General features: G+C 63.8%; 19 protein-coding genes and 1 pseudogene. 10 read left to right on the top strand and 10 right to left on the bottom strand.

The features are described from left to right. The first annotated feature begins 60 nt into the window (after window positions 1–60). Window positions 61–1,548 (top strand): MFS transporter, encoded by a 1,488-nt coding sequence (locus QRN59_RS06155; protein ID WP_284981622.1) that lies wholly within the window; start codon window positions 61–63, stop codon window positions 1,546–1,548. A 173-nt stretch (window positions 1,549–1,721) separates the two neighbouring features. On the opposite strand, the gene QRN59_RS06150 is transcribed toward QRN59_RS06155, so the two are convergent. Together QRN59_RS06150 and QRN59_RS06145 are read right to left on the bottom strand one after the other, a co-directional pair. Further along, window positions 1,722–2,759: a hypothetical protein gene (locus QRN59_RS06150; protein ID WP_284981621.1), complete on the bottom strand. Its 1,038-nt coding sequence runs from the start codon at window positions 2,757–2,759 to the stop codon at window positions 1,722–1,724. A 220-nt stretch (window positions 2,760–2,979) separates the two neighbouring features. Then, a complete protein-coding gene (locus tag QRN59_RS06145) occupies window positions 2,980–3,279 on the bottom strand; it encodes a hypothetical protein (protein WP_284981620.1) in 300 nt (99 codons plus the stop codon). Window positions 3,280–3,609: 330 nt separating this feature from the next. Between QRN59_RS06145 and QRN59_RS06140 the strand changes: the two genes are divergently transcribed. Further along, entirely contained in the window at window positions 3,610–3,783 is a 174-nt protein-coding gene (locus QRN59_RS06140; RefSeq protein ID WP_284981619.1) for a hypothetical protein, read from the top strand. 93 nt (window positions 3,784–3,876) lie between these two features. On the opposite strand, the gene QRN59_RS06135 is transcribed toward QRN59_RS06140, so the two are convergent. From QRN59_RS06135 to QRN59_RS06120, 4 genes and pseudogenes are all read right to left on the bottom strand, one after another. Beyond that, entirely contained in the window at window positions 3,877–6,876 is a 3,000-nt protein-coding gene (locus tag QRN59_RS06135; protein ID WP_350225222.1) for a glycoside hydrolase family 2 TIM barrel-domain containing protein, read from the bottom strand. 131 nt (window positions 6,877–7,007) lie between these two features. Then, window positions 7,008–8,123, bottom strand: coding sequence for a LacI family DNA-binding transcriptional regulator (locus QRN59_RS06130; protein WP_284981618.1), 1,116 nt, complete (start codon window positions 8,121–8,123; stop codon window positions 7,008–7,010). A gap of 350 nt (window positions 8,124–8,473) precedes the next feature. After that, window positions 8,474–8,731: pseudogene (locus tag QRN59_RS06125) on the bottom strand (alpha-galactosidase); the annotation flags it as partial. A gap of 395 nt (window positions 8,732–9,126) precedes the next feature. After that, window positions 9,127–10,059: a LysR family transcriptional regulator gene (locus QRN59_RS06120; RefSeq protein ID WP_284981617.1), complete on the bottom strand. Its 933-nt coding sequence runs from the start codon at window positions 10,057–10,059 to the stop codon at window positions 9,127–9,129. A gap of 156 nt (window positions 10,060–10,215) precedes the next feature. Between QRN59_RS06120 and QRN59_RS06115 the strand changes: the two genes are divergently transcribed. Then, complete coding sequence (locus QRN59_RS06115) at window positions 10,216–11,520, top strand: aromatic ring-hydroxylating oxygenase subunit alpha (protein WP_284981616.1); 1,305 nt, start codon at window positions 10,216–10,218, stop codon at window positions 11,518–11,520. Next, window positions 11,517–12,932 (top strand): ferredoxin reductase, encoded by a 1,416-nt coding sequence (locus QRN59_RS06110; RefSeq protein WP_284981615.1) that lies wholly within the window; start codon window positions 11,517–11,519, stop codon window positions 12,930–12,932. The genes QRN59_RS06115 and QRN59_RS06110 overlap by 4 nt, the downstream gene beginning before the upstream one ends. Before the next feature lie 316 nt (window positions 12,933–13,248). On the opposite strand, the gene QRN59_RS06105 is transcribed toward QRN59_RS06110, so the two are convergent. Next, complete coding sequence (locus tag QRN59_RS06105) at window positions 13,249–13,713, bottom strand: DUF8462 domain-containing protein (protein WP_284981614.1); 465 nt, start codon at window positions 13,711–13,713, stop codon at window positions 13,249–13,251. Between the two features lie 96 nt (window positions 13,714–13,809). Here QRN59_RS06105 and QRN59_RS06100 point away from each other — a divergent pair, with 96 nt between their 5' ends. Next, entirely contained in the window at window positions 13,810–14,430 is a 621-nt protein-coding gene (locus QRN59_RS06100; RefSeq protein WP_284981613.1) for a helix-turn-helix transcriptional regulator, read from the top strand. Between the two features lie 672 nt (window positions 14,431–15,102). Here the strand turns inward: QRN59_RS06100 and QRN59_RS06095 are convergent. Beyond that, window positions 15,103–16,509 (bottom strand): aspartate aminotransferase family protein, encoded by a 1,407-nt coding sequence (locus tag QRN59_RS06095; protein ID WP_284981612.1) that lies wholly within the window; start codon window positions 16,507–16,509, stop codon window positions 15,103–15,105. 29 nt (window positions 16,510–16,538) lie between these two features. Further along, on the bottom strand, window positions 16,539–18,026 hold the full coding sequence (locus QRN59_RS06090) for a CoA-acylating methylmalonate-semialdehyde dehydrogenase (protein ID WP_284981611.1): 1,488 nt from the start codon (window positions 18,024–18,026) through the stop codon (window positions 16,539–16,541). A gap of 104 nt (window positions 18,027–18,130) precedes the next feature. Between QRN59_RS06090 and QRN59_RS06085 the strand changes: the two genes are divergently transcribed. After that, entirely contained in the window at window positions 18,131–19,744 is a 1,614-nt protein-coding gene (locus QRN59_RS06085) for a PucR family transcriptional regulator (protein WP_284981610.1), read from the top strand. A 28-nt stretch (window positions 19,745–19,772) separates the two neighbouring features. Here QRN59_RS06085 and QRN59_RS06080 read toward each other — a convergent pair whose 3' ends face one another. Beyond that, window positions 19,773–20,423 (bottom strand): TetR/AcrR family transcriptional regulator, encoded by a 651-nt coding sequence (locus QRN59_RS06080; protein WP_284981609.1) that lies wholly within the window; start codon window positions 20,421–20,423, stop codon window positions 19,773–19,775. 117 nt (window positions 20,424–20,540) lie between these two features. Here QRN59_RS06080 and QRN59_RS06075 point away from each other — a divergent pair, with 117 nt between their 5' ends. From QRN59_RS06075 to QRN59_RS06060, 4 genes are all read left to right on the top strand, one after another. Beyond that, window positions 20,541–22,106, top strand: coding sequence for an APC family permease (locus QRN59_RS06075; protein WP_284981608.1), 1,566 nt, complete (start codon window positions 20,541–20,543; stop codon window positions 22,104–22,106). Between the two features lie 6 nt (window positions 22,107–22,112). Continuing rightward, complete coding sequence (locus QRN59_RS06070) at window positions 22,113–22,994, top strand: carbon-nitrogen hydrolase family protein (RefSeq protein ID WP_284981607.1); 882 nt, start codon at window positions 22,113–22,115, stop codon at window positions 22,992–22,994. Between the two features lie 8 nt (window positions 22,995–23,002). Beyond that, a complete protein-coding gene (locus QRN59_RS06065) occupies window positions 23,003–24,634 on the top strand; it encodes an amidohydrolase (RefSeq protein ID WP_284981606.1) in 1,632 nt (543 codons plus the stop codon). A 794-nt stretch (window positions 24,635–25,428) separates the two neighbouring features. Next, window positions 25,429–25,799: IS110 family transposase (locus tag QRN59_RS06060; protein ID WP_284981605.1), on the top strand; the 371-nt coding region annotated here is incomplete at its 3' end.

The following is a 25,799-nucleotide window of genomic DNA, read 5'->3' as shown; positions in this document are numbered from 1 at the left end:
AGGTGGGGCCGATGGCTGACCAGGTACGTCAGGGCCCCGAGCCGTCCACCTGGGCGGCCGATGGCCTCGGTGATCTTCCGAGGCCTCTGGTTCGCTCAGCTTGGCTCCAATGTGGGCACCTGGATGCAAACGGTAGGCGCTCAGTGGATGCTAGTCACTGAACCGAATGCGGCCACCCTGGTTTCGCTGGTGCAGGTCGCGACCACGCTGCCGGTGATGCTGCTGTCCCTGCCTTCCGGCGTGCTTGCCGACCTGCTCGATCGGCGTCATTTGCTCATTTCGGTGCAGACGGCGATGGCGTTGACTGCCGGCCTGCTGGCGGTCCTCACCTGGGCCGGTGTGACCACTCCGGTAGTGGTGTTGGTGCTTTTGTTCCTAATGGGATGTGGTCAGGCCCTGACGGCCCCGGCCTGGCAGGCGATCCAGCCGAATCTAGTGCCAAGGGCACAGATTCCAGCGGCTGCAGCGCTCGGCAGCATGAACGTCAATGTCGGGCGCGCCGCGGGGCCGGCAATCGCCGGGGTGCTGGTGTCGATATCGGGTCCGACACTGGTGTTCGGGCTCAACGCGGTCTCGTTCATAGGGGTCGTGGTGGTCCTCATAGCCTGGCGTGAGAAGAAGCAGGCCGCGCAGTCCCTGCCGATGGAGCGCACCGTTGCTGCGTTGGGCACCGGTCTGAGATTTATCCGCAGCGCCCCCGCGGTGCGGCGAATCCTTCTACGGTCGGTGTTGTTCATCGTTCCGGCCAGTGCCCTGTGGGCGTTGCTGCCCGTCGTTGCTCACGGCCCCCTGCGCCTGGAGTCGGCGGGCTACGGTGGTCTCCTAGGTGCGCTCGGGCTGGGTGCCGCGACGGTGGTGCTAGCCATGGTCCCCTCCGTGATCGTGGTCGCGCTCGTCCTTATTCTGGCGGGCACCGCATGGCTGGTGGTGCTCTCCATCTTGAATTCGTCGATGCCGCTGATGCTCCCCAACTGGGTGCGAGCACGGGGCCTTGCCGCATACATGGTGGTCTTCATGGGTGGCCAGGCGGTCGGATCGCTACTTTGGGGCGGCATTGCCGGGCTGACGAACACCGTCTGGGTGTTGATCATGTCCGCCATTCTGTTGGGTGTTTGTGCCATGTCGGTGGCAACGTGGCCGCTGCAGCCGATAATTGGCCAGCTCGACCTCACCCCCTCAGCGCATTGGCCCGAACCCGCACTGGCCTTTGAACCCGACCCCTCAGACGGTCCGGTCATGGTCCTGAAGACCTATCAGGTCGCTGCCGACGATGTTGATTCCTTCACCTCGCTGATGTGCAAGGTCGGCGAAGCACAACAACGCTCCGGCGCGATGCAATGGGGGCTCTTTGCCGATGGCAACGCCCCGGGTCGTTTCGTGGAGAAGTTTCTGGTTCGCTCCTGGGAGGATCACCTGCGCCAACACCAGGAAAGGAATACCGCCGCCGATCAGGCAGTTCAAGCGCAGGCAGAAGCCCTGAGCAAGGAGAGGCCAACCGTCAGGCACCTCATCGCAGCAACGGCCAGCGCACGCCGGAATGGAAAATAGACCCTCAAGTTCGATCAGTGCGGCGGTGCTTCTCCGGCCGCGATCACGCCAAAGTCGGATCCAGGAGGAGCCTTACTTTCCCGCCACCGGTTCCGGACTGCACAGCCCCGGCACGCTGCCGCGTCGTCCAGGTCGAAGGTGCGGCCCGGGCCCCTGAACCTGCGGGGCGGACGTCAGATCCAGCCGTCCGGGACGCCCGGGACCATGCCGTCCCGGTGCACCCCGATCATCTGGGTCGCACTCATCCCCCTCAGATACCCCTCGGCCGCCTGCGGGGCGGTGATCCCCGCGTCGACCAGCCTCATCAGGTCGCGCTCGCCCGGCAGGAGTGACTGCCCTTCCACCCGCGATGCCGCGGCCAAGACCTCAGCCCCGAATAGGATCAGGCGCCGCTCGAAGTCGAGACCGCGCCTCCCGCCGTAGGCGGCACGCGAGAGGCCGCTGGCAAGCCTCATGGTGCGCAGATCCCGCGGGATCCGGGCAGCGAAGTCGCCGCCGTGCCGCACCGCGAGCCGGTAGACGCCCGTCTTGACCTCATTCGGGGTCGCGAGCCCGATCCCGAACCGTTCGATCCAGCCGCTGATCTCCTCGGCCAGGACCGGCTGATCTGCGCCCGACTTCAGGCTGGCCAGCATCCCACAAAGAGTACCGTCGTCGTCCTCGGCGTCAAGGAACCGCGAGATACCGATCTGAAGGATGGCCCGCAGATCGATCCTGCGCTCCTGCACGGCGGCCCAAACCGTCCGGTGCCCCCGAAGCTTGCCGAGCAGGTCCTCCCCCAGCTTCTCCTCGAAGCCCTCCGGATCCTCATAGAAGGACACGGGCGAGTGCTGGAAACGGTCGAGCACCTCCGAAGGCATGGCCGCCCAGCGGAGCGCCGCCTCCGCCGCGTCGTGGTTGTCCTCGACGAGGTCCTCGAGCCCCTGCTCTTCGAGGAACACCACGGCTTCGTCTGCCGAGGTGATCCCCGCGTCTAGCAAGGCCACGGCGGTCTCCGGGGACGCCACGCAGAGGACCTCGCAGAAGTCGTATGGAGTGGACGTGAACTCGAACTCGGCCTTGCGCCCTCCGCGCCTCGTGCGCTTGGCGAGGGCATCCAGCAGGCTGTTGCTATTGGAGAGATCCCGGGCGTACGTCTCCACGACCCGGCGGTGCACATCGTAGGACGGAGTATCCGGGAACCTCCCGCCCGGTACGGAATCGCTGCCCATACCTCCGAGACTAAACCTTTTCCGCGTCGCCGGAGGTCCTCGGGACGGGAACCCCGAAGCCAACTGTGGATGCGTCCCGTATAGCAACAGGGTGAAGGGCACCGGCAACTTGCCGGATAGCATCCGAACCAATAGCCGCCGTCCCAATGTCAAGGCTGGTGACAACTACACGAGAGTATGTCTAAGGGATTTATCGGCAGTTCATGGGCAAGGGCTGGGCTCAGTGAAAGGGAAGCTTCGAGTCTTTGGGGAATGGCAAGACTCCTTGTGCGGGGGTCATTGTGAACCACTCGCCGCCCTGCTTGGTCTCAAAAATGATAACCCTCTGACTGGTGTCGAGCGGATCGCCGTCGAGGTAGGACTCGCTTCCAAAGCAGGTCTGGGGCATGGATGAGATGCGTAGGTTCCCCTCACCGGGATTCCCCTTGAGAACCTGCTCGACTTCAAGAAGGTGGGTTGCGGCCTTGGAGCCGTAAATGGTGGTCAGGCCGACCTCGCCAACAGACTTTCCGATGAGCACCACGGCAGCCTTGTCGTATTGGTCCTGAGGGGTCTCGAACCGGACCCAATCAACGCATGCTATCGGGCCACTGCTTGGAACGACGCTGCTGGCATAACCAGGAGTTGAGCTAGTGGCGTTCGCCGTGGGCTCCGCCGTTCCCGGTCCGCCCGTTACCTTGCCGCCGCACGATGTCAGCAGCATGGTGAGAAGCAGGGACGGAACCAGACATCGCGATAACCTAATGCGTTTCATGGTGTTGCCTCATAACTGGACGCTGATCGGAGGATATCGGGTGCGCATCTGCATTCATAGGATGGCGCTCTCGGATCAGTCCGGGAACAATGCCTCATGCCCCAATTCCCGGATGATGCCGAACGCAGGAGCCTGCAGAACCTTATTCCTGCATGGAAAGGCGGAATCGACACCGTCATCGTCCTTCCTTACCGCGGGTATTTCGCCCACCGACGCAGCTACAAGCACCTCGTTGTGTCCGCGGACACTCGGAACAACGAGGATGACTAGATCCTCAACGAGGGAATGGAATGCGCCCCATCCGGGCTGGCCGCATAGGCCGCCAGCCCGGCGTCGGGCACGGATCCCGCTACGTCACCCTGGTCACAAGATGTCGAAGGCGAATCCGAATTCGGCGGCCCGGGCCTCAAGCCGGTACTTCTCGAGGACTCCCGGACCGCATGCCGCCGTACCAACACCGTGCATCGCGGCATCAAGGTAGACATACGTATCGCCGTCCACCGCCAGGTCCGGCTGGTGTTCGGCGTCAGCCAACGTCCGCAGGCTGTATGGCCGCACCGTGAAGTAGCAGGACTCGGCATGCACGGCAAGGCCACTGGAATCAAAGCGGAGTTCTGCGGTGTCCACGGCCCCGCGGGCACCGGACTCCTGCGGGCGGACATAAGGGACATCAAATTCGTCGACCGAAAGGGAGTACCAACCCGTCCGGGCGCCTTGCCCCGTATCGGGGTAGGACTGGTGCGGCCCGTCGCCGAACCACGTGACGTTGCGGGCAGTTCCCGCCAGGACCAACTCGACGCCAATCCGTCCCCACGGCACTGGCCAGTCACCGTCCGGCATCACCTCCGCATGGACAGCTGCGCGGTTACCTCCTCCTTGCCATCTGAACGTCACGAAAGCACCGAACTTCTTGTCTGCAGCTGCGATCCGTGTCCGGACGACCAACTCCTCCACGCCAGCCTCGGTAATTTCCGCATCCAGTCCGATCAGCCGTGAATGCATCCGATCGAGGCCTGCCTCCCTCCACTGCTCAGCGAGGGGACGCGCATCGGGCTGTTCAAAATCACGGCCGTTGTCGTTGTCGGTGTCCGGACGCCAAAGATTCAGCCGGAATTCCTTGACGGACAGATCGCCCAGGGCAATCAGCCGCCCGCTGGCGCGATCAAAGAGTGCCGGCCCCACAACGATCGCCTGGTCCTGGTCCTCAACCGGGGACGGGGAATCAACCTCGGGCAGCTTCGGTCGGTTGACCACCCCTTGGCCCCAAGCGATCTCGTGCCCGGCCGCGGCCCACCCGGAGTCGCTGGCGAGGACTGCGCTCACGGTAAGCACCGCCGTCGAGCTCCCTGCGGCCGCCAGCAGCCCGGCTGGCAGGGCCACACGCCCTTCCGCGCCCGGCCCCACAGCGTCCGCCCCCGCGACGCCGGACTGGTGGATTTCGCCGTTGATTTCAAGCCGCCAGTGGAATTCCAGGTGGCTTGTATCGACGAAATCGAAGCTGTTCCGCACGGCAAAGAAATTCCAATCCGATGCAACAGTGATTGCTAGGGGTTCGATGACCTTTTTGAAATCCAGGAGGCCGGGCCGGGGATTCAGGTCGGCGTCCACGAGTCCGTCGGTCACGAAATTGCCGTCGTGGATCTCCTCCCCGAAATCGCCACCATAGACGAAGTACTCGCGGCCTTCATGGTCCCGTCGCGAAATCCCGTGCTCGATCCATTCCCAGACGAATCCACCCATGAGCCGCGGATAGCGCTCGAAAAGCTCTTGGTATTCGGACATGCCGCCCGGCCCATTGCCCATTGCGTGCACATACTCACAGAGGATGAACGGCATCGTACGGCGACGGGCGTCAAATTCCGCATTGTCGAGGGCCGGTTCAATTCCCTGGCCAATCAATTCCGTCTCCGCCTGGTTCGCGTACATTCTCGAATAGACGTCCACGTAGGGGCAGGCCCAGTCCCCTTCGTAGTGGATGGGGCGCGAGGGGTCCCGGTCTTTTGCCCAGCGGGACATTGCCTCCAGGTTCTCCCCGGTGTGCGACTCGTTGCCAAGAGACCACATGATGACGCTCGCGTGGTTCTTGTCCCGCTCCACGGTCCGGCGCATGCGGTCCAGGAACGCGTCACGCCAGAGGGGATCGCCGCTGGGGTTCTGGGCCCACTGCGCGCCGTGGAAACCGTGGGTTTCAAGGTCACACTCGAGGATCACGTAGAACCCCAACTCGTCGGCAAGCTCGAGGAAGGACGGGTGTGGCGGATAGTGCGAGGTGCGGACGGCGTTGATGTTGTGCTGCTTCATGAGTCGGAGTTCACCTTCCAGGCGTTCCGGCGTGACCACGCGCCCGAGGCGCGGATCGTGCTCGTGCCGGTTGACGCCTCGGATCAGGATCCGCCGTCCGTTCACCTTGAACTGGGCGTCCTCGATAGTAATCGTCCGGAAGCCGAGCCACACGTTTGCGGTCTCCCCCGGCGCCACGACCTCCGCGGAATACAGTCGCGGAGTTTCAGCCGTCCAGGGCTGGACGTCGGGAATACGGACTTCCGTGCCGGCCGGCACTTCGATCCCCAATTCCGGCACGCGTACGACGGCGTCAATCGCCTCGCCTGCCCGGGTCGCCTCAATCAGGAGCTTGCCTTCTCTCGTGACGTGGTCGTATCCGGCGTGCACGAAGACATCGTCCACGCCTTTGGCGGGGCGGGCCTGCAGGGTTACGTCGCGAAAGATGCCTGGCAGCCACCACATGTCCTGGTCCTCGAGGTAGCTCGCTGCGGAGAACTGCGCCACCCGAACCGCCAGGACGTTTCGGCCCGGCCGCAACACCCCCGAAACGTCGAACTCGTGGGTTAGCCGGCTGCCGCGAGAGGTCCCGAGCAGGGTCCCGTTGAGCCAGAAGGTGCCAGCAGAGTCAACTCCATCGAAGCCCAGGACAGATGCAGGAAAAAACTCGGGGCCGGCGTCGAAATCCAGCAAGTAGTCGCCGATCGGATTCGCGTCGGGAACGTGGGGGGGCTCAACCGCGAAGGGGTATTGGACGTTGGTGTACCACGGTGTGCCGTGGCCATGCATGGGCCAGCTCGAGGGAACCTCAAGTTCCTCCCAGCCCGCAGTCTCGCCGGACGCTCCGAGCTGCCACCCGTCGGCGGGTACCTGCCGCGCGCCATCCCAGACGCGGAAGCGCCACGTGCCGTTAAGCAGCACCCGCGGGGCATCAGTCTTCAGGCGTGCGCGAGCCGGCTTGGTATTCCGCGACGGGCCTCTGTCCTCCAGCTCTCGGACGTAGCTGGAATTCAGGTCCAGCTCACGCTTCGGGGCAAATGCCAGCGTCATTGCAGGTGCCGCGGTGATGGATTCATCGGCCAAAAGGAGTCCTCGATTCGCAAGTTTGTGAGGTGGTCTCCCTGGGTGGGAGCGTACCTACGAAAATTTCGTGAACGTTCACGAAACGTGGCAAGCTTACCGAAATTCCTCGCGGCTGAACAGGGTCCCGGACGCTAGGCGGAGCCGCGCAACAGAAGCTCATGGCGGATAACCCGCCGCACCTCCGGAGTTCCTGGCTGAATTGCACCACTGAGGAGGCCGTCCAGGAGTTCGACGGCGGTCCGGCCGACCTCTCGCAGGTCAAGTCCCAGTGTGGAGAGCTCGGGGGTGAGGAGTTCGCCGAGGGGAATGCCATCCATGCCCAGCACGGCACAATCAACGGGCACGTTTCGCCCGGCCTGGGCCAACGCCTTGAGGGCCCCGGCCGCCATGAGGTCGTTGAAGGCGATGACTGCGTCGGTATCGGGAGACCGTTCGAGCAGGGCTTCCACGGCTTCCTTGGCGGCAGCAGCAGACTCGCCCGCTGCCCTTACGACTGAATGGGGACTCGCGGACTGGGTCGAAGTTCCCGGGGAAGCATCCGACAGCAGCGCGGCGAATGCGCTGCCGCGGACAGATAGGCCTCGGCCAAGCGGATCCAGAGTGCCGGTGCTTGCTCCCGCGCCCGGCCAGTCGATGTAGACAATGCGCTGACGACCCTGCCGGCGAAGATACCCGACGGCGGCTGAGGCCGCGCGGGCGTAATCGAATGCTATGGAGGCACCTGCGAACCCTTCGTCCGCGAAGTCCAGCGCAACCAGTGGCCGGCCAGACATCAGGACTAGCGCACGGTCTGCGTCCGCGCCTAAATACCCTATGACAGCATCCACTTGTGGAGCGAGGCGCTCGACGGCATCAAGAGCGCTGCGTCCACCGTGGCCGAAGTCGTCAACTACCACGTGCCAGCCCCTTGCGGTTGCTTGTTCGACGACACTGGAGGCGAAAGCCGGATAGTACGGATTACCTAAGTCGGGGATGGCCAGGCCTACCGAAACGTGGGAGCCCTGTACAAGTCCGCGAGCGAAGCGGCTGGGCGTGTAGTTGAGTTCACGGGCGAGCTCAAGGACGCGTTCCCGCGTTGAAGACTTGATGCCCGGCATACCGTTCATGGCCCGCGTAACCGTCTGGCGGGAGACACCGGCGGCAGCCGCAACGTCAAGGATGGTTGCCGGCTTCGCGGCGCGGACGGCGGGCAACGATCGCGACGCCTTCGACCCCATGGGATCGGAACTCACGGGCTTTTGACTCATAGACCGCAATTCTAAGTGCCGGGGCGGGTGCGGTGGAGCCGCGAGTCAAGAGTCGAGGCGGGACGATCGGAACAGGTGCGCGGCGGTACTCGTTTGGAACAGACATCCTCGTAGCGCCGGTTGTCGAGTCCGGAGCGCGTAATCGCCGCCTCCCCCGAGGCACTGGCTACGGGGTGAATCGCAACAATGCCGCGCCATGAGCTGCCAGTGTCACATCAATAGCCATACTCGCCGGGGCGTCCCCCGTGCAGCTTCCGACGGTGCGATCAAGGCGCGTGGCTCTATTGCCTTCTTCGTCCAAAGCTCGTCCACTCGGCCCCCCGGGCGCTAAACAGAAGCCCAGGCTGCCGGAATCGAGCGCAAGGTTCAACGGGGCGTCCCCCACGATAACAACCCAGTTCCAGCGGGGCGTCCTCGTTGTAGCCGTGAGACCGTGCGGTGGCGTCGGCCCAATCGATGTCCACCACCACGGTGTCCCAGCCGTATGGGAGCAAGTGCCCCGCCATGAAGCGCGCGTTTGCCGGCACCTCCGCTTCAGTGACCGTCGTTTCGTAGCAGTTCCAGCTGTTCCAACCCATCGGAGGGAGGGGAGGCGTTAGAGGGGTCATGGATGTTTCCTATCGTCTTGGCTTTATGGATTACTTTTCTCTGTGCCGAAATAGGTCTCGCCCCAGAGGGCCGGCCAGCTCCACCGAGAGCGTCCGGCCCGCGACGACGACTCGACAGAGGGCGTGACCGGTGTACCACCGCTCGCGGTGACATGAGGACGGATGTCGTCGTCGACTTCGATCGTGAGCCCACCGTCCCGGGAAGGAGTGATCGTGGCATCAGCGCGCCGTCCCGCCAGGCGATGTCCAGCAAGGCTCCGCCGCGTGCCGTCGATCTGAAAGAGCGCCCCGCCAGGCCAGTGGGCGTGAGGATGCAGTAGAAGGCCGGCCGCGCGGACGTGCCGCCGTCTTCGGGACCTGCTTGCCTGTCCGCAACGAATCGCGGCCATGGGATTTCAGAGATCGTCTTCGGGTCGGGCGGTGAGGATCCGATTGGCGTTGACCCTCAGGATGCCGAGCGACTCCTGGATCAAGGGCGATGCGATGCTGCCACTGCGCACCGCAGCGACAATGCGGCGCGAGGGCTTCCCCTTGCCAGTAATGCGCAGTCGAACCACGTTTTCGGCGCTATGCAGTGGCGCCAGTCGCGGCAGCAGGCCCACGCCGAGCCCCGCACCAACGAAGGCGATCTGGGTTTCCCATTCCACGGCCTCATGGGCAATCCGCGGCGTCACCCCGACTGCCGTGAACGCCGCGGTGAACAGGGAATGGTAAGTGGATCCGGCGGCCTCGGTGATCCAGGGTTCCGACGCCAGCTCTTCGAGGGTCACTTTTTCCCGCGATGCCAACGGGTGGTCGGAGGGAATGATCACGTCCAGGGGATCGTCGAGCAGAACGGTCTGCTCGAAGCGCTGATCGTCCTCAACGTAGGTGTCGGACTGCATGGCGACGATGACCGCGATGTCGATTCGCTCGGCAACCAACAAGTCGAAGCAGCGGGCCGGGTTGGCCTCGAGTACCTGCACCTCCAGCAAAGGGTGTGTTGAGCGCAGGGTGGCGGCCAGCGGCGCGAGCAACTGGGCGGCCGCGGTGGAGAATCCGCCGAGGCCAAAACGGGAGGGCATCTGGTCGCCGGCCTCCATGGCCGCAGCGCGCAGGCTCTCCCATTCGGCAATGAGGGTGTCCGAACCCGCCACGAGAAAACGGCCTGTGGCGGTCAACCGCACACCCCGGCCGTCCTTCGTCAGCAGCTGCATTCCAAGCACGCGCTGGAACTCCCGCAATTGCGCGGAGACGGCAGAGGGAGAATAACCTGTGAGCTCCGCGGTCGCGCCAATGGTGCCGCACTGGGCAAACACTCGAAGTGTTATGAGGCGTGGATCGATCATGCAACCATTGTGCACTGTTATCTCCTAAATCTTGCGCTTTTGCTGCAGATCGATCGGCCCTAATCTCATGAATAAAACGTTCGACAACGGCGGTTGCACCCACTAGCCCGGGTCTCGATGGATCGCCCCTTACCCAGCCCTCCCGGGAGGAAACACATGCCTGCTCCAGTGAACGCGCCCCTCAATTCACGTCGAAAACTCGCTTCATCATTGCCTGCCGAGCAGCTGGCGGAAATCACCGAGTTGTTCGAGTTCCGGCGCGTGGGGTATTCCCTCAATGCCCCCTTCTACACCGATCCGACGATTTTCAACATCGACATGGAGGCCATTTTTGGCCAGCACTGGATCTTTGCCGCTAGCATCGCCGAACTGCCCGAGCCGGGCGACTACGTCACCGTCGACTACGGGCCCTACTCCCTGATCGTGCTGCGCAACGACGACGGCGGCGTGAACGTCCTGCACAACGTGTGCCGCCACCGCGGCGCCCGCGTCCTGACCGAACCTGCGGGGTCAACGGGAAACCTGGTATGCGGCTATCACTCCTGGACCTACTCCCCCAACGGCGATTTGATCCACGCCTCGGCACCGGGGGAAACGAAGTTCGACAAGGGCTGCTTCGGCCTCAAGCGCGCCCACAGCCGCGTCTTCGCCGGACTCGTCTTCGTCTGCATTGCGGACGAACCGCCGACGGATTTCGACGAAACCGGAAAGATCTTCGAGCCTTACCTCGCGCCCCACGATCTGTCGAAGACGAAAATCGCCTACCAGCAGAACATCATCGAGGAGGGCAACTGGAAGCTCGTCATGGAGAACAACCGTGAGTGCTACCACTGCGACGGCCACCCGGAACTCGCCTGCTCCCTCTTTCCCACCTGGGGCCTGACGGAGGGCCTGATTCCGGCCCATCTCGAAGAAGTGTGGGACCGCAACAAGGAAGCACAGTCCTCGCTCGAGGAGCGTTGCCGACGCTATGGCCTTCCCTATGAGGTCGTCGAGGAGCTTGACACGCGCATCGCGGGAATTCGGATCTCACGGGAATCGCTCGACGGTGAAGGCGAATCGTTCTCGCCCGATGGGCGAAGGCTCTCCAAGAAGTTGCTCGGTGACTTGCGGGACTTCCGCCTTGGTCGCTGCTCGATGCACCTGCAGCCAAACAGCTGGTTCCATTTCCTCGGGGACCACGTCATCACGTTCGCCGTCTTCCCCATCAACGAACACCAGACACTGGTACGCACCACCTGGCTGGTGGCTGACGACGCCGAGGAGGGCGTCGACTACGATCTGGAGAAACTCACCTACACCTGGAAGCAGACCAATCTGCAGGACAAGGCGTTCGTGGAGCTGTGCCAGAAGGGCGCCAGCAGCCCCGCCTACGAGCCCGGCCCGTACATGAAGAGCGAATACCAGGTGGAGGCGTTCATCAACTGGTACGTGCAGCGCGTGCAGGAGCACTTGGCATGATTGAACTCCTCACTGAAACGGCCATTCAGGAACCACAGCGCATTCGCGGTCTTGAGATGCCGTGGAACAGGGTGATGGGCAGCACCGAGGGACCCGCAAGCGCCGCCCGCGCACTGGGCCCCTGGCATCCGCAGGAGTTCATGGCCGAATGTGTCGAGACCGTTCCCGAGGTGGGCGGCATGATGACCTTCGTGTTCCGCCGGTGCGACGGCGCGCCGCTGGCGTTCCGTCCGGGCCAGTACGTGAACGTCGCCTTTCCGGTGAACGGCGAGGGCCAGGACGCGGTGGACCGCAGCTACTCGCTGTCCAGTTCGCCCACCAAGCCCTGGACCTTCGACATCACAGTCAAATGCGATCCCACGGGACAGGTCTCGCCGTGGGTGCACGAGAACGTAAAACCCGGCACCGTTCTCGACATGCTCGGACCGGTCGGGGCATTCCACCTGCCGGATGCCGACCGGCGGGCACGGTACCTGTTCCTGGCCGCCGGCGCCGGCATCACCCCCATCATGTCGATGGTGCGGACCATCCACTCCCTGCCCGGACAGGCCGATGTCGTAGTGCTCTACCACGGAGCGGCGGCCGGAGACTTTGCCTTCCACCAGGAGCTCGCCTACATCGCCTCCGTGGACTCGCGCGTCAAGGTCTTCTACTCCCTGGGCGACCGCAGCAAACCCGAGGGTTGGGAAGGGCTCACCGGAAGGCTGACGGCGGCGATGATCGACGAGGTGGCCCCCGATGCCAACGGCCGCCAGGTCTATGCCTGCGGCCCCGAGGGTTACCTGAACACCGCCACCGAGCTCCTCAAGAAAGTCGGCGTCGACGACACCTCCATCTACATGGAATTCTTCTCGGGAGACCGCCAGACGATCCTTGAATACCAGGCGGAGCTCGCGCTTGCAGTGGACATTGCAGAGGAAATCGCCGAGGAAATCGCCCATTCCGCCGAGGACTACTACGAAAGCCAGCCCACCGCGTTCGGGCTCTACGAGCCGGGCTACGACGCTGAGGGGACCCTGATGGCCACGGGGCTGCCGCTGGAAACCGTCGACCCGGACGTGCCTTGTCCCGAGGCATCCGACGGCAGTCGGGACGTGGGACCGGAGGCCGGGTCCGCCGATGCCTCGACCTTCGACACTGTCGGAACGGGAAGCCTCACCCTGTCCTTCATGCGCACCGGCGTTAACGTGCGCATCGACCCCGCCGAACACATCCTCGGGGTGGCCCAGCGTGCGGGCGTCAGGATCGGCGCGAACTGCAAGGAGGGCATGTGCGGCTCCTGCAAGGTCGTCAAGCTTTCCGGGGAGGTCGAGATGAACCACCAGGGCGGGATCCGGGCACGGGAAATCGATGCAGGCAAGTTCCTCCCCTGCTGCTCCACCGCGCGAACCGACTTGGTGATCGATGCCTAGCCGCCTCCAGCTGCTCTAGGCCAGACAGCATCAGGGACTGTTTTTACGGCAAGAATACCGGGCCTCGTGCCTTCCAGGAGAGCCAGGGTGTGCACACTGTGCACGCCCTGGCTCGGCGAGGGGGAATGCTGCGCCCGAGGTGGGACTCGAACCGCATTCCGGGCCTTGAAAACGGGAACTCCCGAAAACATAGCCAATCCGAGCCAGTCCGGCCGATGTACGACCCGGTCCGAAGGCAAAGGGGTTGACACTGTCAACACACCGGGAATGCCACCTTATGGACGAGGGAGATCCGCACTTCTGCCGGCCGCGCGGCTTATTTCCTGGCCGGACCAGCGGTCATGTATTCGCACAGTCCAGGGATGGCGAAGTCCACGATCCCGTAACCTGCCGGTTCGATCAGACCCGCATCCATCAACCGCGTCCGGTAGTTACCGACGGCATTCGGCCGCATCCCGGTACGCCTGCCAATATCGGTGGTCGATGACGGCCCGGGATCTTCGGCCATGGCCTGCAGGAAATCACGGTCCCGCCCGGACGTCGTGGACAGCGCCGCTTCAATGACCACCCGCTCGTTCCGACGCCGGCCCGCCGTCACCGCCCGGCTGACAGCGGCGCCATCCAGACCGCCCGCGGCCTTTTCTGCTTCCTGCCAAAGGTAATAGCCGATCAACTGGATCAAGAACGGATAACCACCCGTGCCCTCCGCCGTGGCCCTGGCCAGCTCACCGTCCAGGGCCACGCCCGCCGCGGCGAAGGTTTCCGCGAACGAACGCTCCACCTCCGCGATCGAGGCCGCATGCAGATCAATCCGGTCAGCGCGCCAATGCCGCTGTCACCATTCGGTGACATAATGGGAACTCCAAGGGAGGACCCCATGACACCTGAAACCAGCATCGACACGCCAGAGGCCGCCGGCGCCGTCATCCGTGCCCGGCGCCAGGAGCGCGGGCTTTCGCAGCAGTCGCTCGCGGTGGCGGCCGGGGTTTCACGGAAGTTCATCGTTGACCTCGAGGCCGGCCACGAGCGAGCCGAGCTAGGAAAGACCATGGCCGTCCTCCACACCCTTGGGCTGTCGCTGACTGCCACCGACCACTTCCCCCGCGGCAGGGATTACGACCCGGCGCGGCGGGACTACGCCGACACGTTCGCCCAGCTGATCAGCTCACGGGACTTCGAGTTCGCCATCAAGATGCTAGCCGACTACGCCGCCGCATCCCTCAAAGCCGGAAGACCGCTGCTCCGGCGCAGCCCCCGGCTCAAGGACCCGCACTGGTCCGCGGCCCTGGCCGGGATCACCAACTACATCGCGCACCGGCTCGGGCAACCCGCACCGTCCTGGACCAAACGCATCAAAGCCCTCAACCAGGCGTGGATACCGGCCGAGTCCTACCGGAGCGTCAGGGAACCCATGAAACAACTCATCATGTCCGAAACACCAGCAGAACTCGCCGCCCTCAATGTCTTCATCCGCGAACGCAGCCTGGCCACCGCATGAACGGCGGAGAACTCACCGCCGGTCAAATCCGCGCCCTGGGCCCTTCGGCCCGTCGAGCTCGTCAAAGACGGGGACGCCCGGCAGAGTCGCGCGCGGAAGGGGTTCCGTGCTGCCTGGTTTCACCGGGGCCCGACGCTGCGCGTCTGGGCAGAGAACCCGCAACCAATTCAGGTGGAAGTCATTTAGAACGGCACCCGCCCCACCATGAAGAAGCAAGACCGCAAGCCACTCCCCCGACCAGGAAAGCGAGGCGGAGGACCACAAAAAGCCCTGAAGGGGCGCCCGCAAAAAACTGATTTCCGCAGGTCAGAGGGCCAAAGGCCCCCTGACCTGCGGAAACACTGTGCCCGAGGTGGGACTCGAACCGAGCTCCAGGCCTTGAAAACCGGGAACTCCCAAAAACATAGCCAATCCGAGCCAGTCCAACCTCGGTACGGCCCAGTCCGCCGGCCAAGGTGTGCACAGTAATGCACACCCGTTTCCCCCTTTAGCCTCTCCAGTCGGTTTCCAGGACCGCCGAACTCCTGAGTGGCCGAACGGAGATAGCAGAAGTCAAACCGTCCTGGATTCACCTAGATGGCGGAGCGACTGAACGCCCGTTATCGGCGATAGAAGTAAGCGAGTCGGTGCGGATGCGAGAACCCACGGGGATCCGACGTTTCCGCTACGCACCTAGGGAACCAGGCCGTCCCCGATGTCCAGGACTTCGTCGAGGATGGCCAGGCCGGCCTTGAGGTCCTCCTCGCGGATGTTGCACGGCGGAACCACGTGGATCCGATTGAAGTTCGCGAACGGGATGAGCCCGCGGGACTTGCAGGCGGCCACGAGTTGGTTCATTTCCGGGCTTGATGAACCGTAGGCGGCCAGGGGTTCCCGGGTTTCACGGTCGCGGACCAGCTCGATGGCCCAGAAGACGCCCTTGCCGCGGACTTCGCCTACCGATTTGTGCCGTGCAGCGAAGCCGGCCAGGGCCGGTCCGATCACGGTCTCGCCCAACAAGGCGGCGTGTTCCACGATGCCTTCGCGTTCCATGGCGTTGATGGTGGCGACGGCTGCCGCGGTAGCGAGGGGGTGGCCGGAGTAGGTCAGCCCGCCGGGGTAGGCCCGCTTGCCGAAGGTGTCGGCGATTTCAGGGCTGATAGCGACTCCACCGAGTGGTACATACCCGGAGTTGACGCCCTTCGCGAAGGTCAGCAGGTCCGGGACGACGTTGAAGTGCTCGACGGCGAACCACTTGCCCGTGCGGCCGAAGCCGGCCATGACTTCGTCGGCGATGAACACGATGCCGTACTTGGTGCACAGTTCGCGGACGCCCTGCATGTACCCGGCGGGCGGGACGTAGATTCCGGCGGTTCCGGGTATCGATTCCAGGATCAGGGCCGCGATGGTGGATGGCCCCTCGAAGGCGATGAGCAGCTCGAGGTGCTCCAGGGCGCGCCGGCTTTCCTCTTCTTCCGTGGTGGAGTGGAAGGCTGTGCGGTAAAGATACGGCGGGAAGAAGTGGATGGTGCCGGTGGAGCCGTTGTCGTTGGGCCAGCGGCGGGGGTCGCCCGTCAGGTTGATGGCGAGCTGCGTACCGCCGTGGTACGAGCGGTAGGCGGAGAGGACTTTCTGTTTGCCGGTGTGCAGGCGCGCCATGCGGACGGCGTGTTCATTGGCGTCCGCGCCGCCATTGGTGAAGAAGATCCTGTTCAGTTCGCCCGGGGTTCGCTCGGCGATGAGGCGTGCGGCTTCGGAGCGGGCCTCGTTGACGTAGCTGGGTGCGATGGTACACAGTTTCGCAGCCTGGGCTGCGATGGCGGCGACGACGGCGGGGTGCTGGTGTCCGATGTTTGTGTTCACCAGCTGGGAGGAGAAATCGAGGTATCTCTTCCCCTCGCCGTCCCACACGTACGAGCCCTCGGCGGCCGAGATGACCATGGGGTCCAGCAGATCCTGGGCGGACCAGGAGTGGAAGACGTGCTTGCGGTCCAGCTCGTATGCTCGCTTGGCCGCGGCGGCGACCGCGGCGGCGTCGACGGCCGGGCGCGAACCGGTGCCAACGGTGGAGGACAGGCCGTTTTCAATGGTGGAAGTCATGAACGGAAATCCTTTCGGGAGTGCAAGCGTCAGTTGTTCTGGGGGAGGCCGAGGTTGATGCCGCCGTGGCTCGGATCCAGCCAGCGGGTGGTCACGGCCTTGCCACGGGTGAAGAATCCGACGCCTTCCGTGCCGTGCGCGTGGGTGTCGCCGAAAAGTGAGTTCTTCCAGCCGCCGAAGGAGTAGTAGGCCATCGGGACAGGCACGGGCACGTTGACGCCGACCATGCCGACCTCGACTTCGTTCTCGAAGCGGCGGGCCGCGCCGCCGTCGTTTGTGAAGATCGCGGTTCCGTTGCCGTAGGGGTTGGCGTTGATCGTGGCGAGGGCCTCGTCGTAGCTGTCGACGCGGACCACCGAGAGGACCGGGCCGAAGATTTCGTCGCGATAGATGGACATGTCCGTTGTGACGTTGTCGAACAGGGTGGGCCCGACGAAGAAGCCCTCGCCGTCGGCGTCGGGCATGACCGGGCGGCCGTCGACGACGAGCGTGGCACCCGCCGCTTCGCCGGCGTCGACGTAGCCGGCAACCTTGTCCCGGTGCTGGGCGGTGACTAGCGGGCCCATGTCGCAGCCGCGGAGCCCGTCTCCGGTCCGTAGGCCGCGGGCGCGTTCGGCGATCTTTGCCACCAGGGAATCGGCGATGTCGCCCACGGCCAGTAAGGCCGAAATGGCCATGCACCGTTCACCCGCGGAGCCGAAGCCGGCGTTGATCGCGGCGTCTGCGGCGAGGTCCAGATCGGCGTCTGGCAGCACGATCATGTGGTTCTTCGCCCCGCCCAGGGCCTGGACGCGCTTGCCGTTGGAGGTGGCGGTTTCGTAGACGTACTTGGCGATCGGGGTGGAGCCGACGAAGGAGACGGCCTTGACGTCGGGGTGGGTCAGGAGTGTGTCCACGGCAACCTTGTCGCCCTGCAGGACGTTGAAGACTCCGTCCGGCAGGCCGGCTTCCTTCCAGAGTTCGGCCATCCAGACGGCGGCCGTGGGGACCTTTTCGCTTGGTTTGATGATCACCGTGTTTCCGGCGGCGATGGCGATGGGGAAGAACCACATGGGCACCATGGCGGGGAAGTTGAAGGGGCTGATGATGGCCACCGGACCGAGGGCCTGGCGGATGGAGTGGACGTCCACCTTGGTGGAGGCGTTCTCCGTGTAGCTGCCTTTGAGCAGGTGCGGAATGCCGCAGGCGAATTCGACGACTTCCTGGCCGCGTGTGACTTCGCCCAGGGCGTCGTCCAGGACCTTGCCGTGCTCCGAGGTGATGATGGCGGCGAGCTCGCCTTTTCGGGAGTTCAGCAGCTCGCGGAAGGAGAACAGGATCTGGGTTCGCCGGGCGAGGGACGTATCGCGCCATGCCGGGAACGCGGCTTTGGCGGCGGCGACGGCGGCGTTGCCGTCCTCGGTGCTGGCCAAACCCACCTGCGCCGTGACCTTGCCCGTCGCGGGGTTGCTTACGGGGGCGGTGCTTTCCCCTGCGGGGACGTAGCTGCCGTTGATCCAGTGCTCGATGGTCTTCAAAAGTTCTCCTTGAGATTGACGTGAGCCTCCAGTCTGGGGTTGGATCAGCCGCCCGAAAAGGGACAAAATGTATTGAATCCTGCTGTTGGCATTACACTTCGTAAATGCTCCCCACCGTTCGCATGGTTCTTGAACTGCCGATTATTCAAGCCGCGGGCCCGCTCCTGCTCGGTGGCGAGCCTGGGCTCGGACGCCTCATCAGGTGGGTTCACGTCAGCGAGATGAAAGACATGACCGGCCTCTTGACCGGAGGCGAACTGGTGCTCACCACCGGGCTTGAGCTCGAACAGGACCTTTCCGGCACACCGTCGTATCTGAAGGCCCTCGAAGACGCAGGAGTAGCCGGAGTCATCGTTGAGCTGGCAGGCGAAAGGAAGTCGGCCGCCGCAGCCCTCGCGGCCGCGGCCAGTACCGTCGCAATGCCGGTTATCGTCCTGGAGCGGCGTGTCAGGTTCGTTGAAATTACCGAAATCATCCACCGGATAATCGTTGCCGAGCAGCTCGAACTCGTGGAACGGTCCCGCGACATACACGAAGTGTTCACGCTCCTCAGCATGGAAAGCGCCGGCCCCGATCAGATCGTCCAGCACGCGGCCGAACTGATCGGGGCACCGGTCGTGTTGGAGGATCTATCCCACCTGGCCCTGGCCCATTCCGCGGCGGGGATGCCCACAACCGCCCTGCTGGCGGACTGGGAACGGCGATCCCGGACCACGCCAACCCCGCCGCTTACTGCTCGTACGGGCCCTGAAAACTGGTTGCTAACACAGGTGGGACTGCGCCACCAGATGTGGGGCAGGTTGATCCTCCCGGTGCAACTGGACAACGATGACGTGGCCGCCATGGTGCTTGAGCGCGCCGGCCAAGCCTTGGCCATCAACCGGTTGGCCGATCGGGATCAACGCGAGTTGAGCCAGCAGGCGCAGGCTGGGCTGCTCAATACGCTGCGCCAACCACGCGGGCTCAGCGAAGCAGAGGCCCTGACCCGGGCCGCGGCACTGGGGCTCAAGCCCGCGCCCCTGTTCGTTCCCGTGGTTTTCCGAGTCGCCGGGCCCGCCCAGCGCCGGGACCCCTTGGCCGGACAGCAGCAGGAAAGGCTGCTGCTGGACCTGCTGGCCGGCGCCCTCAAATCCACCGCGGCCAGCGCGCTGACGGCCAGCATTCAATCCGGTGCGGTGGGCATGATCCTGGCCATCACGGACAAGGAACTCGAAGAGCCGACTCTGCAGCGGATCGCCGGCGCCCTGCGCGCACCCACAGGCCAACCCATGTTGCCATGGATCATCGGAGTCGGGCGCACCAGAGCCTCCTTGCTGGAAGCAGCAGCAGGCATCGATGAAGCCGGTCATGTCGCCGAAACTGCGGGAACGCTCCGGGACAACGGCAAACAATACTATCGCGCCAGCGATGTCCGGCTCCGCGGACTCCTGGCGCTGCTCCGCAACGACCCACGGGTCCAAAGCTTTGTGGAATACGAACTCGAAGGCGTTTTGCGCGCCGAGGCCCACGGGGATGCGACGTTCCTGGAGTTGCTTCGGCTCTACCTGGAGTCGGGCGGCAACAAGACCGCCATCGCACGGGATGGTTTTCTCAGCCGACCCACCCTGTACTCCAGACTCGTAAAGCTCGAAAACCTGCTTGGAGTCGACATCGAAGATCCCGAATCACGCACTTCTCTGCACGTCGCACTCATGCTGCATCAGCTGCGGGCGCTGTAGGCACACGTGCAACCAACCAGCGCCGGGTTCACGCGCTGGCGTCCAATCCCGCCCGCACGCCAGTTGTTCGGCCCTCGAGTACGGGAAGGGTGCATGAAACGAGCGACTCCGCTGCGCCGCGGACCGCGGCGAGGATGCGGGCCCGGTCGATACTGCCCGCAAGGATTCCCATCACCAGGCCGTCTTCCAGTCCCAGCAATAAGCGGGCAACATCAGCTGTCGGCATCTTGACATCGAAGTCGCCGGCACCGACACCCGCGTCCAGGATTCCCTGGTAGATGGAGATCTGTTTATCGGTGAGCGAGCGCTCTATGACACTCATTTCCGGATCGCGCAGGCTCGTGCTCCAGAACTCGTACAGGATTGTTGAGAGGTCGTTGTCCAATCCCCCGGTGATGCCAGCCTGGATTGCGGCGGAGAGCATTGCCGGTGCTGACGGGGCGTGCTCGTCCACTGCAGCGCCCAGCTGGGCGATGAACTCCTCCGTGACCACCCCGACGACCTCCCGGACCAACGCGCTGAGGCTGTCGAAGTAGTAGAGAGCGGCGTTAGGCTCCATTTTTGCTTCCGCAGCGATCGCCCGCAGCGTCGTTCCAGCTGCCCCATCGCGGACGGCAACCAGCCTCGCTGCGTGGATCAGCCGTTCCCGCCGGAGGGCCTGAGTGTTCGGACGTGGCATGGAACCATTCTGCCCCATCCATTGCCAAGGGTTTCCCACCGACCCTTGACAGTCAGGCATCCAGTTGTTTGAATGTAATTCAAATAACATCCAAACCAACCCAGAAGGCCAATGATCATGGTGAGACAAGAATTCCAAACGTTGTCGAAGGCGACCCCAAATCCGCCGTCCCAGACGAAAGGCCTGCGCGATAATTCGTTGGGGTTGGCACGTTCGATGGCGCTGGGGCTGGCTGCGGTAGCGCCGGCTTACAGCCTGGCAGTGACCCTCGGTTTCGTGGTGGTGGCCGTGGGCCAGCACACCCCGGCTGCGTTCGTGCTCGGTTTCGTGCCGATCCTGTTGACTGCCTTCGCTTTCCGCGACCTGAACAGCGAGATGCCGGATTGCGGCGGAAATTTTGTCTGGACCTCCCGCGTCTTCGGTCCCACGACCGGATGGTTTCTGGGCGGCTGGATCACCCAGATTGCAAGCTTCATCTCCATGGCCGCTTTGGCCCAGGTGGCAACGACCTATCTACTGCAGTTCCTCGGGCTGGATTCACTCGCGGAGAACGCACTCATCACCTCCGCCATCGGTTGCGGGCTGATCATCCTGAGCACGCTGGTCGCCGTTCGGGGCATCGAGATCGCTGCCTGGTTGCAATACGCGCTGATCGCTCTCCAGCTAGTAGCGATCGGCGGCTTCTGCGCGGGTGCATTTGCGCACGCGGCAAGCGGTTCCGCCCTCCCCGGCGCGGAGACTCCCACTCTGGACTGGCTGAATCCCTTCAACTTCGGCGACCTCGGCGGCCTGACCCAAGGCGTGCTGTTGTGCCTGTTCATCTACTGGGGCTGGGATGCGTTGATCTCGGTGAACGAGGAAACGACCGACAGCTCGCGGACGCCTGGCCGCGCCGTTGTCCTCTCAACCATCATCCTGCTGGTCTGTTACGGAACCACCTCATTCGCCGCTCTCACCTACGCGGGGTCCGGGAGCAACGGTATCGGGGATCCGAATGTCGTCGGCGACGTCCTGTCAGCCCTCGGTCCCGGAGCAACGGGGCCGATCTTCGGGAAGGTCATCGTACTGGCCGTCGGCCTCTCGGCTTTGGCCGCCATGTTGACGGTAACTGTGAGCACGCCCCGCATGTGGCTGAGCATGAGCGTATTCAAGGCGCTCCCGGCACGCCTGAGCAGGATCCACCCGGCATGGAAGACCCCCTATATCGCGACCCTCTGGTGTGGAGGCTTGAGCGTCGCCGTCCTGATCGGCCTGACGCTGATTGCCCCGAACTTCATCGGTGACGCGATACTCTCCGTCGGACTTCTCATCGCCGCCTATTACGGGGCGACAGCGGTGGCGTGCGTGATCTACTTCCGCAAGCAGTTCCGCTCCCCCAGGGCACTGCTCGTCAAGGGCATTCTCCCCGGAGCGGGAGCCCTTTTGATGGCTGCCGCGTTCATCATCAGCGCCATCAACATGTTCAGCCCGTCCTACGTCAATTCCTCGTGGCTTGGTATCGGGACGGTCTTCTGGATCGGCGTCGGCGCTCTTGTATCGGGCATCATTATCGTTCTCGTGATTCGTCCCGCGCTACCGGGCTTCTTTCGGCAGAACAGCCTCCCCCGAGGCGACGTAAACAGCCCGCCGCTGCAGCTGACCGTAACCGAGAACCTCGAAATCAAGCTAGCTGAAAGCGAATAGACCTCCATGCGTACTCTCACCGTTGCAGTCCTGCAAACCGCACCCGTCCCACAAGACCTCGAAGGGACATGGGAGAAGTTTGCGCAGCAAGCCACGAATGCGCGGTCCCTTTTCCCCCACGTTGACCTGATCGTTGTACCCGAACTGCTCCTGGCCGCCCCGGACCGGCTCCTGGCCTCCGATCCCGACCACGAGGTCCGCTCGGCCGCGCCGATACCGAGCCCCCTGACGGACCGGATCGGCTCCCTGGCCCGCGAGCTGGGCGTGTGGCTGGTACCGGGTTCCCTTATCGAGATCGGCGAGGACGGGTTGATCTACAACACGGCAATCGCCGTGAGTCCGGAAGGAGACCTTGTCGCCCACTACCGCAAACTCTTCCCGTGGGCGCCCTATGAAACCTCGCATCCGGGATCGGAATTCGTCACCTTCGATATCGAAGGGATCGGCCGTGTGGGATTGGCCATTTGCTATGACGGCAGCTTCCCCGAGGTTGCCAGGCAACTCGCTTGGCTAGGCGCCGAGGTCATCATCCAGCCGACCCTCACTTCGACCCGGGACCGCGAGATGGAAATCGTCATGTCCCGTGCGAACGCGTTCGCCAACCAGGTTTTCATGGTCAACGTCAACGCCTCCGACCCGGTAGGCGTCGGGAACAGCATGATCGCGGACCCGGACGGGACTATCATGCAAATGGCCGGTAGCGGCGAGGAAATCCTCATCGGGGTTCTGGACCTGGATCGGGTCACGCAGGCCCGGACGCTGGGAACACTGGGACTGAACCGCCCATGGGAACTACTTGCCAAAGAAGCGGGTGCGATTCCGTTCCCCATGTTCGGTGGCGCATGCTTCCAGCCTCCGCGCTGGATCCGCGACGGCGTGAACTCCTAAGGAACGCCATGTCCTCCATGTTTGCCGACACCATCATCGTCAACGCCACTGTGCACACTCTCGACCCGGCGCAGCCTAGCTGTGACACGATCGTGATTGCAGGGGGTCGGGTTGCTGCTACCGGCGACGCGACGCTGCTCAAGGACCACAGGGGCTCGGGCACGTCTATCGTCGACGCCCACGGCTACACCGTGACCCCGGGCCTGATCGACGCTCACATTCACCCCGTCGAAGGGATCGAGGCCACTGTCGGTATCGACTTCGGAGGCGTCAGCACGTTCGACGGTTTCCTTGCCGCGCTGCGCGCCGAGACTGACAGGGTTCTGGCCCATGAACCAGGCGGCTGGGTGCGGGGGTGGAACCTCGACTACGCCGTCTTCGAGGGGCGAGCCATCAAGGCTGAGCTGATCGAAGACGCCGTCCGCGGGCTCCCGACGTTCCTTTGGCTTTTCGACTTGCACACCGCGCTGGCAAGCCGGGCAGCGCTGAAGGCAGCAGGCATCACCCGGCCCAGGAAATTCCCCGATTCCTCTGCGATCGTCGTCACCGAAGAGGGTCTGCCTACCGGTGAGCTGCGTGAGGCGACGGCATGTAACCTGGTCGCGGCCGCCGCGCCGGCCCTGACCCGTCCACAGGCAGTGCGGCGCGCCCGTGACATCATGATGAACCTCTCGAAGAGCGGCATCACGGCCGGGTCGATCATGGATGGCGATATCGCCTCACTGGACTTTCTCGACGAAATCGACAGCACCGACATCGGTTTACCCATACGCCTGGTCGCCGCGCTCGGGCACAAACCCGGGCTGGACGCCCACGTGGTCCGCGACTACCTGGCGGCCAAAGACCGTCACGGCCGCCGCTGGCGGGGCGGACTCATCAAGATGTTCCTCGACGGGGTCATCGACACCGGCACCGGCTGGATGTACGAAGCAGACACCTCCGGCGAAGGCCTGCACTCGTTCTGGCCGGACACGAATGAGTTCGCCGCCACGGTCAGGGACTACAGCGACGCGGGCTTCCAAATCGCCACCCATGCTATCGGCGACAAGGCCATCGGAGTGGCCATCGATGCTTACATTGCGGCGGGCGTCCCCTCGGCCCGCAACGCACCACATAGGATCGAGCACCTCGAGTGCCTCGCCAATCAAGATCTCGCCAAGCTGGCCGGCGCAGGCATTACGGCGTCCATGCAGCCGCTGCACATGCAATGGCGCAGTGCTGACGGTTCCGATTCTTGGGCCAGGCGGCTGGGCCCGAACCGGGCAAGCCTCGCTTGGCGGGTGCAGGACGTACTCAAGTCGGGCGCACCGCTCGCGCTCGGATCCGACTGGCCCGTTGCCCAATACGACGTCCGTGTCGGCATGGCGTGGGCACAGCTTCGCCGCACCCCCGGGCAGCCGGACTCGCATGTATTCGAACCGGCGCAACGGCTCTCAGCGACCGAAACGCTGAAAGGGTTCACGTTATGGGCCGCGAAGGCACAGGGCGACCACGACGCCGGTAGCATACGCCCCGGCTACCGGGCCGACCTGACGATGTGGGCAGAGGACCCACTCAAAGTCACCGGCGACCAACTCATCGACGTGCCGATCAAATCGACATGGGTCGACGGCGAGGCAACATTCACCGGCGACGCATAGCCCAAACCGGAACCCCAAACCGCCGGTCTGGACTGCGTCCGCGGAATCCATTCCCGCGAAAATCTCCCGCGGCAGCGTCGCACTCCAAGTCTCGCAACAATGCCTCAGCTCTTGGCGCACCGTCCCTCTGGTGAGACACGCCGATATTAGGTCTGCCCTGGATTCGCGCGATCGCGGGCCATCCACGCAGGGCGTTCGGAATCCGTAAGGGGCAGTCCACTAACAGAACGAGGCCGGAACATACTGACGCGCAGGGTTCGCCCGGACCCGACGTAGCCGTCAAAGCCCCAGCCCGTGTTGCGGTATGCCAACCGCGTCAGGGCAGAGAACCCAATGCCGACAATTCACGCCGAAGGCATGTAGAACGGTCCCCACCCGACCATGCAAAGGCAAGACCACAATCCAATCCCCTAGCGAGGAAAGCGAGGCAGAGGTCCACAAAACGCCCCGAAGGGGCCCATAAAAAGCTGATTTTTGCACAGTCAGAGGGCCAAAGGCCCCCTGACCTGCGGAAACACGTGCCCAAGGTGGGACTCGAACCCATTCCGGACCTTGGAAACGGTAATACTGGAATTGGTCTTGAACCGGTGTGACCCGCTTGAAAACTGACGTGCCTGCGGGTGCTGTCTTCCCTGTGATCTGTCCGCCGGTTCAAGTTCCGCTGTAAGCGCGTTGAGCCAGGCGGACCTGACTTCATAGGAGCCTGATTCGACCAGTCCCATTACCGTTTTGTCTGCCCACCTGGCCCACGTGCCCGTCAACTGATCATTGATATCTCAGGGGCAGTTTCCATTTTGGCAAAAGAACCGCTAAATGTCTTCGTCGGCGTCGACACGCATGCCGATACTCACCACGTCGCCATCATCAGCGAGTACGGCAAACCTCTGGCCGATCAGGAGTTCCTCGCCGCGGGCTCCGGATACCGCAAAATCCTGGACTTCATTGCCAGTCATGGAACGGCTGCCGCGGTGGGGGTCGAAGGAACCGGCTCATACGGTGCCGGGCTGTCCAAGGTGCTCCGCAGCGAAGGGCTCACTGTCCTGGAGGTCAACCGGCCGAACCGGGCTCAGCGTCGCCTGAAAGGCAAATCCGATCCCCTGGATGCCTACCAGGCAGCCCAGTCGGTACTGGCTCAACGAGGCCTCTCGACCCCGAAAGCCAAAGA

Origin of the sequence: Arthrobacter sp. efr-133-TYG-118 (assembly GCF_030209755.1) — a bacterium.
GTDB lineage: Bacteria > Actinomycetota > Actinomycetes > Actinomycetales > Micrococcaceae > Arthrobacter.
The sequence above is the reverse complement of the archived record's forward strand: the minus strand, read 5'-3'. Positions and strand labels throughout refer to the sequence as shown.